Annotated in this window: 13 protein-coding genes and 1 tRNA gene; 9 read left to right on the forward strand and 5 right to left on the reverse strand. The window is 54.3% G+C overall.

What is annotated here, in order from left to right; translation table 11 throughout:
• Positions 1–3: 3 nt before the first annotated feature.
• From RHH53_RS08915 to RHH53_RS08925, 3 genes are all read left to right on the forward strand, one after another.
• Complete coding sequence (locus RHH53_RS08915) at positions 4–516, forward strand: hypothetical protein (protein WP_206199863.1); 513 nt, start codon at positions 4–6, stop codon at positions 514–516.
• A gap of 71 nt (positions 517–587) precedes the next feature.
• Positions 588–669, forward strand: a tRNA-Tyr gene (locus tag RHH53_RS08920).
• A 15-nt stretch (positions 670–684) separates the two neighbouring features.
• A complete protein-coding gene (locus RHH53_RS08925) occupies positions 685–1,140 on the forward strand; it encodes a hypothetical protein (RefSeq protein WP_206199864.1) in 456 nt (151 codons plus the stop codon).
• Positions 1,141–1,168: 28 nt separating this feature from the next.
• On the opposite strand, the gene RHH53_RS08930 is transcribed toward RHH53_RS08925, so the two are convergent.
• Positions 1,169–3,637 (reverse strand): cyclic nucleotide-binding domain-containing protein, encoded by a 2,469-nt coding sequence (locus RHH53_RS08930; RefSeq protein ID WP_310742724.1) that lies wholly within the window; start codon positions 3,635–3,637, stop codon positions 1,169–1,171.
• 139 nt (positions 3,638–3,776) lie between these two features.
• Here RHH53_RS08930 and typA point away from each other — a divergent pair, with 139 nt between their 5' ends.
• On the forward strand, positions 3,777–5,567 hold the full coding sequence (typA, locus tag RHH53_RS08935; protein ID WP_206199866.1) for a translational GTPase TypA: 1,791 nt from the start codon (positions 3,777–3,779) through the stop codon (positions 5,565–5,567).
• On the forward strand, positions 5,567–5,848 hold the full coding sequence (locus tag RHH53_RS08940) for a DUF3593 domain-containing protein (protein WP_302676089.1): 282 nt from the start codon (positions 5,567–5,569) through the stop codon (positions 5,846–5,848). The genes typA and RHH53_RS08940 overlap by 1 nt, the downstream gene beginning before the upstream one ends.
• Before the next feature lie 4 nt (positions 5,849–5,852).
• On the opposite strand, the gene RHH53_RS08945 is transcribed toward RHH53_RS08940, so the two are convergent.
• Positions 5,853–7,499: an AarF/ABC1/UbiB kinase family protein gene (locus RHH53_RS08945; protein WP_310453698.1), complete on the reverse strand. Its 1,647-nt coding sequence runs from the start codon at positions 7,497–7,499 to the stop codon at positions 5,853–5,855.
• A 128-nt stretch (positions 7,500–7,627) separates the two neighbouring features.
• Between RHH53_RS08945 and trxA the strand changes: the two genes are divergently transcribed.
• Both trxA and RHH53_RS08955 read left to right on the forward strand, forming a co-directional pair.
• On the forward strand, positions 7,628–7,942 hold the full coding sequence (gene trxA, locus RHH53_RS08950; RefSeq protein WP_149818701.1) for a thioredoxin: 315 nt from the start codon (positions 7,628–7,630) through the stop codon (positions 7,940–7,942).
• 126 nt (positions 7,943–8,068) lie between these two features.
• On the forward strand, positions 8,069–9,226 hold the full coding sequence (locus RHH53_RS08955) for a DUF445 family protein (RefSeq protein WP_310742774.1): 1,158 nt from the start codon (positions 8,069–8,071) through the stop codon (positions 9,224–9,226).
• Here the strand turns inward: RHH53_RS08955 and RHH53_RS08960 are convergent.
• Positions 9,223–9,813, reverse strand: coding sequence for a DUF3318 domain-containing protein (locus RHH53_RS08960; RefSeq protein WP_302676086.1), 591 nt, complete (start codon positions 9,811–9,813; stop codon positions 9,223–9,225). The genes RHH53_RS08955 and RHH53_RS08960 overlap by 4 nt on opposite strands.
• A gap of 120 nt (positions 9,814–9,933) precedes the next feature.
• Here RHH53_RS08960 and RHH53_RS08965 point away from each other — a divergent pair, with 120 nt between their 5' ends.
• Together RHH53_RS08965 and RHH53_RS08970 are read left to right on the forward strand one after the other, a co-directional pair.
• Positions 9,934–11,205 (forward strand): FAD-dependent hydroxylase, encoded by a 1,272-nt coding sequence (locus tag RHH53_RS08965; RefSeq protein ID WP_310743693.1) that lies wholly within the window; start codon positions 9,934–9,936, stop codon positions 11,203–11,205.
• Positions 11,206–11,285: 80 nt separating this feature from the next.
• Positions 11,286–12,605, forward strand: coding sequence for a class I SAM-dependent methyltransferase (locus tag RHH53_RS08970; RefSeq protein ID WP_310743694.1), 1,320 nt, complete (start codon positions 11,286–11,288; stop codon positions 12,603–12,605).
• Here the strand turns inward: RHH53_RS08970 and RHH53_RS08975 are convergent.
• Positions 12,597–13,709, reverse strand: a complete 1,113-nt coding sequence (locus tag RHH53_RS08975) for a DUF819 family protein (RefSeq protein WP_310743695.1) — start codon at positions 13,707–13,709, stop codon at positions 12,597–12,599. The two genes, RHH53_RS08970 and RHH53_RS08975, sit on opposite strands and share 9 nt — an antisense overlap.
• On the reverse strand, positions 13,702–14,421 hold the full coding sequence (locus RHH53_RS08980) for a peptidase (protein WP_206199872.1): 720 nt from the start codon (positions 14,419–14,421) through the stop codon (positions 13,702–13,704). The genes RHH53_RS08975 and RHH53_RS08980 overlap by 8 nt, the downstream gene beginning before the upstream one ends.
• Positions 14,422–14,428: the final 7 nt, after the last annotated feature.

Below are 14,428 nucleotides of genomic sequence, written 5' to 3' on the forward strand. Positions count from 1 at the left end.
GCTATGAAAAATTACTTGGTAGCGACATTGGGCGATCGCCTCCAAGCCGAGGCCGTTTATACCCAGCTGGAAAAGGACGGCTTCCCCATGGCAAAGGTCGCCCTTTTGGGTCGAGGCTACAAACAGTGGTCAGAGTTGGGACTTACCGATCCCTTTCAAGTGGCACGCCAGCAAATGCAACGGATGTTGATCTGGCTTGTTCCCTTTGGCTTCTTTGCCGGTTTTACCTTTAACCAAGCGACTCAAATTGACATTCTGCCGATGCTGGATCGCCTCAACAATAGTCTTTTGGGGGGCATCTTTGGGGCGATCGCTGGCGCTCTCGGTAGTCTCACCGTAGGTGGTGGTCTGCAAGTGGTGATTACGGGTAAGTCGGGCATCCCCTTTGAAAAGCGATTGCAGCGGGGCAAATACCTGATCCTAATTCAAGGTAGCGACAGCGAGATTCGCCGCGCCGAACGTCTCCTCAAAGTGCAACCCCTAGAAAACCTGCAAAGCTACACCCTCGACGAGTAGGGAATGGTTTTCTCAAAACGGGAAGCTCAAGTCTCCCCCCTGATGTGGTATATTAAAAAATCGCGATGAAAGGGTCGGTGCCCGAGTGGTTAATGGGGGCGGACTGTAAATCCGTTGGCTACGCCTACGCTGGTTCGAATCCAGCCCGGCCCATAGAGATAAAAAAGCATGAGTGAACCTGTAACGCGATCTGAATGGAGTCAAGTGTTGGATGCCATCCAAGGGATGCAGGCCAGTCTTCAGGCTATAGAGAAAAAGCTAGATATTCACATTGCCACCAGTGGCGAGAGGTTCCAACGACTTGAGGACAAAATTGATGCTGTTGAGGCGAAGCTAGAGCAGCGTATCAATGCTGTTGAGGCCAAGCTAGAGCAGCGTATCAATGCCGTTGAGGCCAAGCTGGAACAGCGCATCAATGCCGTAGAGGCGCAATTGTCGCAGCGTATTAGTGCCGTAGAGACACAATTGGGGCAGCGCATTGACACAGTAGAGACCACATTGCAGCAAATTGTCAAACGGCAGGATGGAACCGATGCTCGTTTGTGGGGATTCTTGGTGACGCTGCTAGTGCTGGCTGCTGGCTTAATCACTAAGCTGCTGTTCTTTGACACGCCACGCCTTTGATGAAGTTTTGCGAATCCAGCCCAGCCCATCAAAGTAAATAGGCAATTCCCCAAGCGAGAGCGAGAATGCCTAGCCAAGGGTGCCACATCTGTCGTAGGGGCGATCGCGCAATCTTTTGACTGAGGAGCAAACTGGCAAGGGTACTGACGACAAGTGTGGTCGTTTGCAGGAACCCGATCACTGCTGGATGGGCTTGCCAACTGGGCAAACTCGTGCCATCGAGGCCAAAGGTTGCAAAGGTTACGGGCAACAACTGACCCGCCTCCCCTAGACCAAGGGGCAAATAATAGGCCAAATTGGCACCCAGCACCAAAGGCAGATACCCGTAGGCCAAGCGCACAAAGGGAACCGAGCCTTGTCGGTGTATCTGATGCCAACCCCATGCCAAGAGTCCCGGCAGAGCTAGCGCCACCACCGCAATCATCGCCTGCAGGCCCAAATTGGCCTCTGCAAGTCCCAGCCATGCCAGAAGCAGCGGTAAACGGTGCAATACCACCGCCCCCAAGAGCAAAAACAGCAGGCAAACTTCAGCCGCCGTGGCTTCATGACTAGTCCAGAGATCAATAGCCGGCGGACGCAGATTCACTTCCACCGAGCGATGCGGGCAAGCCTTGAGACAGGTCATACACAAAACGCAATTGCGGTTATCCGTTAGTTGAGCCGGATGGGAATAGACGGGACAGCCCCCCGTTTCTTGACCTTCCCCAAGGGCGGGCCCCCCTTTGTAGCATTGGTAGGTCTGGCAACTGGCAGCGCACACCCCCTGCTGTGCCCGCAATTCAAGAATGGAGAGTTTGCCAAAGAGGCCATTCATGCCACCAATGGGGCAGAGATAGCGACACCAAAAGCGACGTTCATAGAGCTGAGAAAAAATCACGGCTCCCGCTGTAATCAAGATCAGTAGCCAACTGGAGAGATAGGCCGTATTGGGTAAATCCCACAATTCTTCCCACAGGAGAATCACGGCAAAGAGGCCAAAGAGCACCCAGCCCCCCCAGCGTTCCGCCAGTTGACGCGGCCAAGGGCGCAGCTTGCGCGGCCAAATCTTGAGGGATAGCCTTTGCAGGACTTCGCCGTAAATCATAAAGGGGCAGACCGCACACCAAATGCGCCCCAAGAAGGGAAAGATCAGCAATGAGACCGGCCACCACCACGCCCAGAAGAGGTTCAGGGTAAAGTTGTCTGGGCGATCTTGGGGTCCCCAGAGGCCAATGGCGACAATCAGCGGAAAAAGCCAAAGGGTCAGGCCATAGTTGAGGCGATCGGGCCACCACGGACTGCGTAGAAAAGCACGCAATTGGGGATAGGCATTGAGTAGGTTCCAACGAAATCGCCGTTGGCGCGATCGCTCCGGCCAAAAGACTTCTTCAGTGAGTAACTCCGCCCCGTCTGCTTGCACAAGGGCACGCTCCACCAGACTCGCCAACTCCCGCAAATTGCCGGGAAAATCATAACTTTGCAGCCGGCGTAGGGCTTCGGGGGTAATCTGAGGCTTAGGAATGCCCCGTTGCCGGCAGTAGAGGGCAATATAGTAATTCACCAAGGCTTCAATATCTGCTTTTGTCACCCGCAGTGGGGGTACTTTAATTTGGTGGTGCACCAGATTTTGGTAACCGCAGCCTTTCTTTTCGGCAATCAAGATCAATCGCCCCGGAAAGCGGCGGGAGGGTACGGGGGGGTCGGCGACGGGTTCATAGGTCTGTTCGGCCACAAGGCGGCGCAGTTGCGGATAGAGGTGGGCAGGCCATTCATGGACATTGTTGAGGATCAGGGTGCCCTCTGCGACCCAGTCAAGCAGACCTAGTTTCGTGGCTTTGCCAAAGAGTTCTGCCCCATTGGCGGATAGGGTGCCACAGTTAAAACGAATCAGGGGTTGGCGACGATCGCGCGAGCCATAATGAATTAGCGCAGCAATATTGTCCTTTTCCAGACCCGGTTCACCAAAAATCAATACCGGCTGGCGATCGCTCGCGGCCTCTTTAATCCCTTGGCGTAAGCGCACGGCATAGCGACTACTCCCCACAATTCCCTGTTTTACGCGCGGTACAAGATAGGGGCGCAAGACTGCCTGCCGCTCCTGCTCGTGGGCAAGATCACTGAGGGTACTTTGTAACTGCTGCGACACCTGTTGGCGGAGTTCGGGAAATTGATCAGCCAATGTGGCAAACACCTCGCGGGGCAATGTCCACAATTCACAGTCCGTGAGGGTAATCACTGTTTGCGGTGCCCGTTGCTCCAGTACCAGTTCTGGCCAGTGCAAAACCGTTCCCGGTGGCAGGGTCATTATAGTGGCGGGGCGATCGCGGGTGGTGTGGTAGGCTTCCAGCTCTCCCGATCGCAGGATCATCAGATGAGTAACGGGTGTGTCTTCAAGGACAATGCGACGATTGGCCGCAATGGATTCTGTGCGCAGGGCGGCAGCGATCGCCTCTAATGCTGCCAAAGAAAGCGATCTAAGAGGAGTATGGGTTTGCAGCCAACTCAGGCGATCGGTCATCGAGGGCACCCCCCAACAAAATTAGTGATGAGGAAACACCTCACTACCTATGGCTCAGTTCCTTTACCAAACTACGCTAGGATTGTAAAGGTTTCTTACGCTCCTCAACGCTCTATTACAAAACCCGCAGGAAGTCGCTATGAGTCTGCCGATTCGTAATGTTGCCATTATCGCCCACGTTGACCACGGCAAAACCACTCTGGTGGATGCCCTACTGCGTCAGTCGGGTACCTTTCGTGAAGGGGAAGACATTCCTGAGTGCGTCATGGACTCCCATGATCTGGAGCGCGAGCGTGGCATTACGATTCTGGCCAAGAATACAGCGGTTCGCTACAAAGACTTGACGATTAACATTGTGGATACCCCCGGCCACGCCGATTTTGGCGGTGAAGTGGAGCGCGTCCTTGGCATGGTGGAGGGTTGTCTGCTGATTGTCGATGCCAACGAAGGGCCAATGCCCCAAACCCGCTTTGTCCTGAAAAAAGCCCTGGAAAAAGGTCTGCGCCCCATTGTGGTTGTGAATAAAATTGACCGGCCGCAGGCAGAACCCTACAAAGCCATTGATAAGGTGTTGGACTTATTTATTGAGCTGGGGGCGGATGATGATCAGTGCGAGTTTCCCTATCTTTTTGCTTCGGGCTTGGCGGGCTACGCAAAAACAGATCTAGACGAAGAGGGCAAGGATATGCAGCCCCTCTTTGAGGCCATTGTCCGCCATATTCCACCGCCCGTGGGCAATCCTGATGCGCCGCTGCAACTGCAGGTGACCACCTTGGATTACTCGGAGTACCTAGGGCGAATTGTCATTGGCAAAATTCACAACGGCACCGTGCAGGTGGGACAGCAGGCGGCCTTGGTCAAGGATAACGGCCAAATTGTCAAGGCAAAGATGACCAAACTCTTGGGCTTTGAGGGACTGAAGCGGATTGAATTGGACATGGCCAGTGCCGGCAATATTGTGGCGATCGCGGGCTTTAGTGATGCCAACATTGGCGAAACCATCACCGACCCCAACAACCCCCAAGCCCTACCCCTGATCAAGGTGGATGAACCGACCCTGCAAATGACCTTTGCGGTCAATGACTCCCCCTTTGCCGGTCAGGAGGGAACCTTTGTGACCTCGCGGCAATTGCGCGATCGCCTGTTTCGGGAACTGGAAACCAACGTGGCACTGCGGGTCGAAGAAACCGACTCCCCCGATCGCTTTGCCGTTTCTGGTCGGGGTGAATTGCACCTTGGCATTCTCATTGAAACGATGCGCCGCGAAGGCTATGAATTCCAAGTGTCCCAGCCACAGGTGATCTATCGTGAAGTCAATGGTCAGCCCTGCGAACCCTACGAATGCTTAGTGCTCGACGTTCCCGATGAAGCCGTTGGCGGCTGTATTGAGCGCCTCGGCCAGCGACGCGGTGAAATGCAGGATATGCAGGTGGGGGGCAATGGTCGGACGCAACTGGAGTTTGTGATTCCGGCGCGGGGTCTCATTGGTTTCCGGGGCGAATTTATGCGCCTAACGCGCGGCGAAGGGATTATGAACCACAGCTTTTTGGACTATCGTCCCTTGGCAGGCGAGATCAGCACCCGTCGCAATGGCGTCTTAATTGCCTTTGAGGAGGGCACGGCCACCTTCTATGCCCTGAAAAACGCCGAAGATCGTGGTGTCTTTTTCATTACCCCCGGCACCAAAGTCTATAAGGGTATGATTGTCGGTGAGCACAACCGTCCCCAAGACCTCGAAATCAACGTCTGCAAAGCCAAACAACTCACCAACTTCCGCTCCTCAACGGGGGATGAACTAGTGCAACTGCAAGCACCTGTGGAAATGAGCCTAGAGCGGGCACTGGAGTACATTGGCCCCGATGAACTGGTGGAGGTAACGCCCCAATCCATCCGACTGCGCAAAATGAGCAAGAAGCTGGCACGCCGCTAATGCTGACGAATGCCTTTTTTGCCCTCTCGCTGTTTCCCTATTTGGGGTTCTTGTACTTCATGACCCGCAACCCCAACACCCCCCGTTTAGCCCTCATTGGCTTCTATGGGACACTGGTGTTTGTTGCTGTCACCATTCCAGCGGGACTCTATGCCCAGCAGGTCTATGACACAACCTTGGCCAATGTGGATGGGTTGCACGGGGGGGCAGAATTTTTTCTAACCTTGGCCAATATCCTGATTGCCTTGGGCTTTCGCCGCGCCCTCAGGGAATCCTCCTAACCGCCTATTGCCAGCGGCATAACCAAAGAAAGCGCAGCCAACTACGCAGGAGTGCCAAACCCGCTAGTGCTGCTACTGTAAAAAGAGCGATCGCCCCCCCCAAAGCTTTGGCTGACCACAACATCGCCCCCGCCAAAAGGGTAAAACCAGCCAATCCCAAATAAACTAAACAAATTAACAAACTCTCAATGCGCCGCAGTTGCCGCTCCATGGTGGGATTGCGCACCGACAGTTGCAGTTCGCCACAAGCCAAGCGATCCTCTAACTGTTGCAGCCGCACTTCAACCCGACTGGGCTGCTGTAATCGCTGGTTGATTAGGGTTTGGGTTTGGTGAATCAGTTCTCGCCAGCCCCCCCGCGAGTGACGCATGAATTCCTTGACAAAGGGTTGGGCCGCCGCACTCAGGTTGTACTCAGGGTCTAAACTGCGGGCAATCCCATCGAGGGTTGTGAGGGACTTGAGAATATAGGTCATCTTTGCGGGTAGGCGAAAGGGTTGCTGCTCAAAAAGGGCATACACATCCTGTTGCAACTCCCGAAACGCGGTTAAATCCACAGGCCGTTCGGTAAATCGATCTAAAATCAATTGCATAATCCGTTGTAGGGGGACTCTATCGGTAACAGGCATCAATAGCCCTAGTTCAATCAAGGCAGCAATCACGCGATCGCTATCCTTTTGCAGCACCGCAAAAAATGTTTGTACCATCTGCTGCTGATTCAGGGCTGGCACTTCTGTCATCATGCCGTAGTCATAGAAGATGAGATCGCCTTCCTTGGTCACGGCCAAGTTCCCCGGATGCGGATCAGCGTGGAAGAAGCCATCAATCAATAACTGCTTGAGATAGCAACAAATTCCCCGCTGGTTAATCATCTGGGGATTCAAGCCAAAGGCTTCGATGGCGGCGCGATTGTCAATGCGAATGCCGGGGAGATACTCCATCGTCAGGACATAGCGGCAAGTATGCGTCCAATAGACCTTGGGGACGCGAATATGGGGGTCTTGGGCAAAGTTGGCACGAAAGCGATCGGCATTTTGCCCCTCTTGAACGTAATCAATTTCCCGCAGCAGAATACTAAAAAACTCCTCATAGATCTCTTGGAGGGCATAGGGACGGAGAAAGGGCAGCCAGCGATCGCCCCAGCGAATGAGTTCACCAATGGCCAGATAGTCCAGATACAATTTCGCCTCTAGATGGGGGCGTTGTACCTTGACAACAACCTGTTCACCACTGTGGAGTGTGGCGCGATGGACTTGACCGAGACTGGCGGCTGCAAGGGGTTTGGGATCAAAGGTGGCGTAGAGATCGGCAAGGGGTTGCCCCAAGTGCTGCTCAATCAGGGCGATCGCCTGTCGCGAGTCAAAGGCAGGCACCTGATCCTGTAGCTTTCTTAGCGCTTCAATGTATGCCGGGGGCAAAAGATCAAAACGAGTGGAGAGAAACTGACCCATTTTAATAAAGGTCGGCCCCAAGACCAATAATTGCTGTACGAGCCAACGCGCACGTTGAGATTGGGCGCGATCGCTCCGCCGCCGCCAAGTATAGTCCCACAGCAGTTGACTCCCAAAGCGCCCCAACACCCCCACAATTTGGCTCACACGGCGAAACAGGAGCCAGCAACTCGGACGATAGGTAGAGGCAGTAACCAGCATTCAGCAGCAATCACAAAAAGTGCCCAACCTCAACAATACTCCCTTTTTCACGGGCATTCAGATTTGCTCGCCCCGATTCTCTTCTGCCGTGTCTATGATGAGAACTAGAGTCCTGATCGGAATTTGCTATGGCGACCACACGTCAATTTAGTAGCTTCAGCGATCTCCTAGCCACCACAGACAAACCCCTCTTGGTTGACTTTTATGCCGACTGGTGTGGTCCTTGCCGCATGATGGCGCCGATTTTAGAGCAGGTCAAGCAAGTTTTGAAATCGGCTGTTGAGGTCGTCAAAATTGACTCCGAGCGCTATCCCCAACTGTCGAGTCAATACCACGTTCATGCTCTGCCAACCTTGATTCTTTTCCACCGAGGCCGTGAGGTTCAGCGCTGGGAAGGGGTTCAGCCGCCAGAAGTTCTGATTGATGCGATTCGCCGCCTGTAAAATTCTTCAAAAGAAAGGTGTTTGAGGAATCAATCAGGATTGGCCAATATCAGCTATTGGACATTGCTCGTACCACCGTTGGCGGGGGGCGTCATCGGCTACTTTACGAATGATTTAGCCATTACCATGCTCTTTCGCCCCTACAAGCCTATTTATGTCGGCGGCAAGCCACTCCCCTTTACCCCCGGTCTGATTCCCCGCAATCAGGAGCGGCTGGCTCGTCGCATTGCTGATGCCATTCTGGGTTCTCTCCTGACGCCAGAGGAGCTGCAAAACTTAGCGCGGCGTCTGTTGCAAGTGGAACGAGTGAAGGCGGTCATCCATTGGCTCCTACAAACAAGTCTGAGCCAAATTCAGGCTCAAAGTGAACAGCGATCGGCCCAAGTTTTGGCCAATATTCTACGGGATTTTTTTGGCAGTGCCCTACCCCGTTTGATTAAAGTGTGGTCGCGGCGGGAAGATTTTCTGGAACCACAACTGAATCAACTCTTTGATCAGGTATTAGTGGAGCTGCAACTGAGTGATGAGCAGGCGGAAAAACTGGCAGATTGGCTGCTGTCGGTCATGTTGCCCCCCGATCGCCTGCGACTGGCGATTATTGACTTTCTCACCGATCGCACGATTAATGTCCTCGATCAAGAACTACGCCAAAATACCAGTGGCACCTACTGGGTGGTGGCTAATCTGGTGGGGGTGCGCAATACGTTAATTCGCCTGCGGGAGTATTGTCTCAATGAACGCGAAGCTTGTAACCGCCGCCTTGGAGAATTAATCACGGCATTGGCACTGCGGCAACGCTTGGTGGAAGCGCTGCAAAATATCACCCTACAAAGTTTGCCCCTCGGTACGGTGCGGGAGCTACGGCAACTGTTTCGGCAGACAGTGCGCAGCTATATCCAGGAGCAGGGCTTTAGTGTCGTTGAAACGCTCAGTCAAACGGTGGAGTGGGAAACGATTTCCCTGAGTATTTTGCGGCGACTGCGGGATTCAGCCAGTCTGGGTGCCTCGCTGGAAGTGGTCAGCGATGAATTGGCTCTAGTGCTCGATCGCTATCTGGAACGGGATATGGAACTGATTATTGAGCGGGCGATTCCGATTTTGGATTTGGATCGGGTGATTGTGGATCGGGTCAAGGCCACCTCGCCAGAAAATCTGGAACTAGCCATTCAGGGCATTGTTCGCAGTGAGTTGCAAGCCATTGTCCGCTTGGGGGGCATTCTTGGCTTTTTGATTGGGGTGGCACAGGCCGGCTTTTTGTACTGGCAAAGTCTGCAAGCCCCCTAAACAGGAACTTTGATCTCAGATTCACCCGCCAACTGGCGCAGGTTTTGGCAGCGAATGAGTTCAGTGACCGTGAGGACAGGACGCCGCTCTAACTCTGCCACCTGAGAAATCCCTGCAAGGAGAGCCTTGGCAGCCTCTTGTTCACTGTAGCCGCGCCGTTGAGCCAATTGCAGGGCTTGGCGATCGGCCGCTACTTCCACGGGAATGCCCCGCGTATTTTGCCACACTTGAAGGCCAGCAAAGGTGGTTAGCCCCCCGGCTACCAAAATGCCGACAGGATCTGCTTGGACAACTTGTAAGACTGTACCCAGCAAGCCTGCCACCGTGAGTCCTTGGTAGAGGTCAAGTTTGATCAAACCCGTGGTGTTAAACCACGCCACTGCCCGCAGCAATAAAAGATCGCGCTCTGGGGTATCGAGATGCTGCCACAGGCGAAAGTTAATTTCAATCGGGCGATCGCCCCAAGGAAGAGCGGGCTGATAGCGCAACACTTTGCTTTGTTGTGGTCGAGAAACCAACTTACAGCGCATCCGTGCCGACGCCGGCATCAGATCAAGCAAGCGCGGAATCTCAGCCTCTGGGGTCATAGGGAAACTCATACACTCATTGCTCTGCCTTTAGTCTGCCATTACCATCCCTTTTCTGCAATCTTTTAAATTCCTTAGAATAAAGGGGCATGTGTTTTTTGTGCCCAAATCAAAATGGTGATGACATCGGCTTTTGCCCCCGCAGAACAATCGCTGGTCGCTTCTGGCCAAGAATTGCCCGCCGTGGATGTGGCGATTGTCGGTGCGGGGATTGTGGGTCTGAGTTTGGCCTGCGCCCTACGCCATAGTGGCCTAGCGATCGCCCTCATCGAAGCAACACCCTACGCGCGGGAAAACACCAAAGGCCAAGCCTATGCTCTGCACCAAGTGTCCCGCTACTTCTTTGAGGGGATAGGGGTGTGGGATCAGCTGATGCCCCATGTGCAGCCCTTTGAGGTGGTGCAACTCTCCGATGGCCATTGCCCCTTGACCGTTCGCTTTTATCCTGAGGATTTGGGCACAGCGGCCATTGGCTATGTCGGTGAACATGCAGCGATCGCCGAGACCCTTCAGAGCGTTCTACAGTCTGTTGGCAATGTGACGTTCTATTGTCCGTGGCGGGTGGTGGCCAATGAAGTGAAGGGCGATCGCGCTCAGTTGACGCTCATTTCTGGTGACCCGACCGCACCCAAGGTGGCTCACTTGGCAGCGCGTTTAGTGGTGGCAGCAGATGGTGGCAAGTCTCCCCTGCGGCAGCAGATGGGCATTGAACCCAAGGGATGGCAGTATGGTCACTCCTGTGTGGTTGCTACCCTCGAGGTTGCCCATCCCCAACCCGTGATCGCCTATGAACGCTTTTGGCCAACAGGCCCCATGGGGGTGCTCCCCCTAGCGGGGAATCGCTATCGAGTGGTTTGGACACTGCCCCACCCAGAGGCACAAGCCGTTGCTGCCCTCGACGATCGCGCCTTTCTAGCGAAACTTCAGCCCTATCTTGACCCGCAGATGGCGCAGATTACGGGGGTGAGCGATCGCTTTGTCTTTCCAACCCAATTAATGCAAGTGAATTCCTATGTGGCCGATCGCTTTGTGGTTATTGGCGATGCCGCCCATCGCTGTCATCCAGTGGGAGGGCAAGGGCTAAATTTAGGCCTGCGGGATGTGTGGGCACTAGCGCAACAAATTCTTGCTACACCTTGTGACAGACTGGGCGATCGCCCGTCCTTGATCCAATTTCACCGTCAACGCTGGTGGCAAAATGCCCTAACCCTTGGATTTACCGACCTACTCAATCGGCTTTTTTCCAATGCGTGGTGGCCTTTGGTGGGGGTGCGCCGCTGGGGCTTGTGGCTGTTGCGAACTGTTGCCCCCTTCAAACGTCTGGTGCTGCGGTTTATGGCTGGTCTCCTGCTACCCCTACCGAGCGATCGTCAATTCCCCAGAGGGCGTTAAAACTTTCTGCGCAATTATCTCCAGCGCCGTCATTCTGTAGGATTAATTTGACAGAGAAACGAACCACTTGGGAGAAATAGATGGCTGCTACGGATGATCTAGAGAAAATTCGCCGCCAGTTTGACTATGGCCCCTATCCCCGTGTTGCCATTGACAAAACTCCCAAGGATGAGCCGAATGTTCTCTTTGTCCACGATTTGGTGACCGCCTTTTATGTGCGGGATCATTGGGTGCCAGAGACCAAGGGCAAGCGGATTCTCGATGCCGGGTGTGGCACTGGCTATAAGTCCTTAGTGCTGGCGATCGCCAACCCCGGCGCGGAAATTGTCGGTATTGACCTGTCCCCTGAGTCTGTGAAGTTAGCGGCAGAGCGACTCAAGTTCCATCACTTTGACAACGTTTACTTTGAGGCGCGTTCGATTTTGGATTTACCCAGTTGGGGCGAGCAGTTTGACTACATCAATTGCGATGAGGTGTTGTATCTGCTGCCCGATCCTGTCGCAGGCCTCAATGCCCTCAAAAGTGTCCTTAAGCCCGATGGTATCTTGCGCGCCAATCTCCACAGTGCGCTGCAACGCTTCCCCTACTTTCGTGCCCAAAACCTCTTTAAGCTGATGGGCTTGATGGACGACAATCCCGAAGAAATGGAAATGGACATTGTCCGCGAGATCATGAAAGAACTCAAGGATGGTGTCGATCTGAAGGTTCGCGCTTGGAACCCGCACTATGAGAAGGAGGAGAGTAATGAGACCCTCTTGGCGAATCATTTACTGGTGGGCGATAAGGGCAGCACGATTCCCCAACTCTTTCAATACCTAGAAGCAGCGGGTCTGGAATTCATTTCCATGGTTAACTGGCGCCACTGGAATCTGGTGGATCTCTTCAAAGACCCAGAGAACCTGCCCACCTTTTTAGCGCTGAGCTTGCCCGATGTGCCCCAGGCAGTGCAATTGGAGATGTATGAACTTTTGCATCCCGTGCATCGCCTCTTGGATTTTTGGTGTAGTCCGCAACCCCGTGCCGCGGTACCCGACTTAGGGGAATGGTCTGAGGAGCAGTGGGATCAAAGTACGATTTATCTGCATCCGCAACTGCGCACTGAGGCAATCAAGGAAAAATGGCTAGGGTATCTCAATGACCACATGATTGTAGACTTGGGCACATTTATGTCCTTTTCTAGTCCCACGTCGGTCTATGTGGATCCGCTGGGATTGGCAACACTGCTGCCCTTGTTTGATCAGCCCTTGGCCTTTCCAGAGTTGTGCGATCGCTATCAACGCTTGGCTCCCCTCGACCCCCTCACCCTAGAACCCATTGAACCAAGGGTGGCACGGCAACAACTGCAAGCCCTTTTGACCCGCTTGGAATTGAGTTTATTTGTTCTGGTTAGTTTACCCTAAACCCATCCAGCCAAGAACTTGGGCAAGCGCCAGTCCCAAATAGCTGGCGATCGCATAGCCAAGCAGTCCCAAGGTAATCCCGACCCCCATTAACTGGGGTTGATGCCGACCCGTGGCTTGGGCAACGGCTGTGGTTGGTCCGCCAACAGCTGCCTGGGAGGCAAGGGCAAGCAGTTCCACATCCAACTTCAGGAGTGCCCCAAGGCCGAAGGTGACAAGACCGTGGGTAAACACAATCATGGTGGTAAAGAGAATCATTTCCAGTCCCACCGGAATGAGCGAGGGCACATGGGTACCGGCACCAATCACCGTAAAAAAAAGATTCAGGCCAAACATTCCCAAAGCGCCCGTGCCCCGCAGGTAGCGCATCCATTTGAATTGCGCCAGCGCCAAGCTGAGGGTGGTGAGCCAGACAACAGTGGGAATCAGCGGCCAAAACTGATGCAGTGCCGTTGACAAGACCAAGATAGCTATGGCCAAGCTGAGGAGAATGGCCAAATCCACAGGAGCGATCGCTGAGGTCGTCGGTAGCGGCATCACTCTAACAGTTGCCTCTGCATCCCGTGAAGGATAAAAACGGGCTAATAGCGAGGGTAGAGTAAGGGTTATCGCCAGCCAAACTGCCGTGAGCAGGTTATCCGCCGTCGTGGCCGCACTAAAGAGCAAATCCGAAAGGTTGAGGGCACGCCCAACCCCCACGAAGTTAATGCTGCCGCCAATATAACTAGCCGCCAAACTGCCCGCCAAGCGGGGGGTATCCTCCAAAAACCAACGATGGAACAGCACACCTGCAAGGAGAGCGCCCACCAAGGTTCCACAACTGGCCAAGCCAAAGGCCAACAGCGCCGATCGCCCCAAGCGCCGCACATCCTGTAAATTCACCAGCAGTAGTAGCCAGACGATCGCCAAGGAGGTGATGGTGCCGTAGATCGTGTCATAGACCGGCGATTGTTGGGGAATAAGACCCAAATTTGCACAAATGGCAGCCAGAATCAAAACAATCAGCGCAGACCCCAAGCGTGCTGCCCAGGGAAAACGCTGCTCTAGCCATAGCCCCAGCGCCGTCAGCGTCGATAGGATGCCCCAAAGGATCAAGTCATCCATGGGGGGTCAACTCCGCTAGCCGCTGTCCCAACCGTGTCGGCTGCTCATAGACCCGCCGCAGGGTATTCACATCCCGCTGTGAAATGGGGGGCGGATCCGCCACTTGGGCAAAATAGAGGGCATCAGTGGGTAGGGGGCTATGTCCCCAAATGCCGAGGGCATGACCCAGTTCGTGGCGCAGCGCTGCAAGGACAAACTTGGCAGCTTGAGTCGGACGCACCACGACACGGCAGCGATGGCGCAGCACCCCTTGGCTATCCACAAAGAGTTCGTAGCTGGTTTCAGCAAAGCGGGCGCGGCGGTTATTTTGATCCGTGGGTCGCTGCGAGAGCAAGCGAATATTCGCCGCCAGGCTGGCATCCACAATTTTTAGGGGCAAATAGGCGGACCACTCCTTTACGGCCTGTTCTGCCGCTGCTTGCCACACATGGTTCGGATCCCACGGCGGCGGTTCAATGGCAACGGTGACCGGGAACTCTGTCCACAGTAGATAGCCCACTTCCACCGCTTGGACTTCATCAAAATAGTCCTCACCTTTCCTAGGAATCTCAGCTAGGGAGGGGGGCAACGGATAATGCACTGCTGCTGGCAGTTGGATATTCTGGCGCGTCAGGTTTGCGGTGCCTGCCAAGGACTCCCAATTCCCTTGGGTACCGCCCAGCATCAATCCTAGGGCAACCATGCACACCAAGAACCACCAGCGACGCTTCATCCTTGCT

The organism is Thermosynechococcus sp. PKX82 (genome assembly GCF_031583255.1).
Taxonomy (GTDB): domain Bacteria; phylum Cyanobacteriota; class Cyanobacteriia; order Thermosynechococcales; family Thermosynechococcaceae; genus Thermosynechococcus.

Excerpts from the sequence above, each read along its gene's own strand:
- RHH53_RS08915 (WP_206199863.1), top strand. The coding sequence starts at position 4 with ATGAAAAATTACTTGGTAGCGACATTGGGCGATCGCCTCCAAGCCGAG.
- RHH53_RS08925 (WP_206199864.1), top strand. The coding sequence starts at position 685 with ATGAGTGAACCTGTAACGCGATCTGAATGGAGTCAAGTGTTGGATGCC.
- RHH53_RS08930 (WP_310742724.1), bottom strand. The coding sequence starts at position 3,637 with ATGACCGATCGCCTGAGTTGGCTGCAAACCCATACTCCTCTTAGATCG.
- typA (WP_206199866.1), top strand. The coding sequence starts at position 3,777 with ATGAGTCTGCCGATTCGTAATGTTGCCATTATCGCCCACGTTGACCAC.
- RHH53_RS08940 (WP_302676089.1), top strand. The coding sequence starts at position 5,567 with ATGCTGACGAATGCCTTTTTTGCCCTCTCGCTGTTTCCCTATTTGGGG.
- RHH53_RS08945 (WP_310453698.1), bottom strand. The coding sequence starts at position 7,499 with ATGCTGGTTACTGCCTCTACCTATCGTCCGAGTTGCTGGCTCCTGTTT.
- trxA (WP_149818701.1), top strand. The coding sequence starts at position 7,628 with ATGGCGACCACACGTCAATTTAGTAGCTTCAGCGATCTCCTAGCCACC.
- RHH53_RS08955 (WP_310742774.1), top strand. The coding sequence starts at position 8,069 with ATGCTCTTTCGCCCCTACAAGCCTATTTATGTCGGCGGCAAGCCACTC.
- RHH53_RS08960 (WP_302676086.1), bottom strand. The coding sequence starts at position 9,813 with ATGACCCCAGAGGCTGAGATTCCGCGCTTGCTTGATCTGATGCCGGCG.
- RHH53_RS08965 (WP_310743693.1), top strand. The coding sequence starts at position 9,934 with ATGACATCGGCTTTTGCCCCCGCAGAACAATCGCTGGTCGCTTCTGGC.
- RHH53_RS08970 (WP_310743694.1), top strand. The coding sequence starts at position 11,286 with ATGGCTGCTACGGATGATCTAGAGAAAATTCGCCGCCAGTTTGACTAT.
- RHH53_RS08975 (WP_310743695.1), bottom strand. The coding sequence starts at position 13,709 with ATGGATGACTTGATCCTTTGGGGCATCCTATCGACGCTGACGGCGCTG.
- RHH53_RS08980 (WP_206199872.1), bottom strand. The coding sequence starts at position 14,421 with ATGAAGCGTCGCTGGTGGTTCTTGGTGTGCATGGTTGCCCTAGGATTG.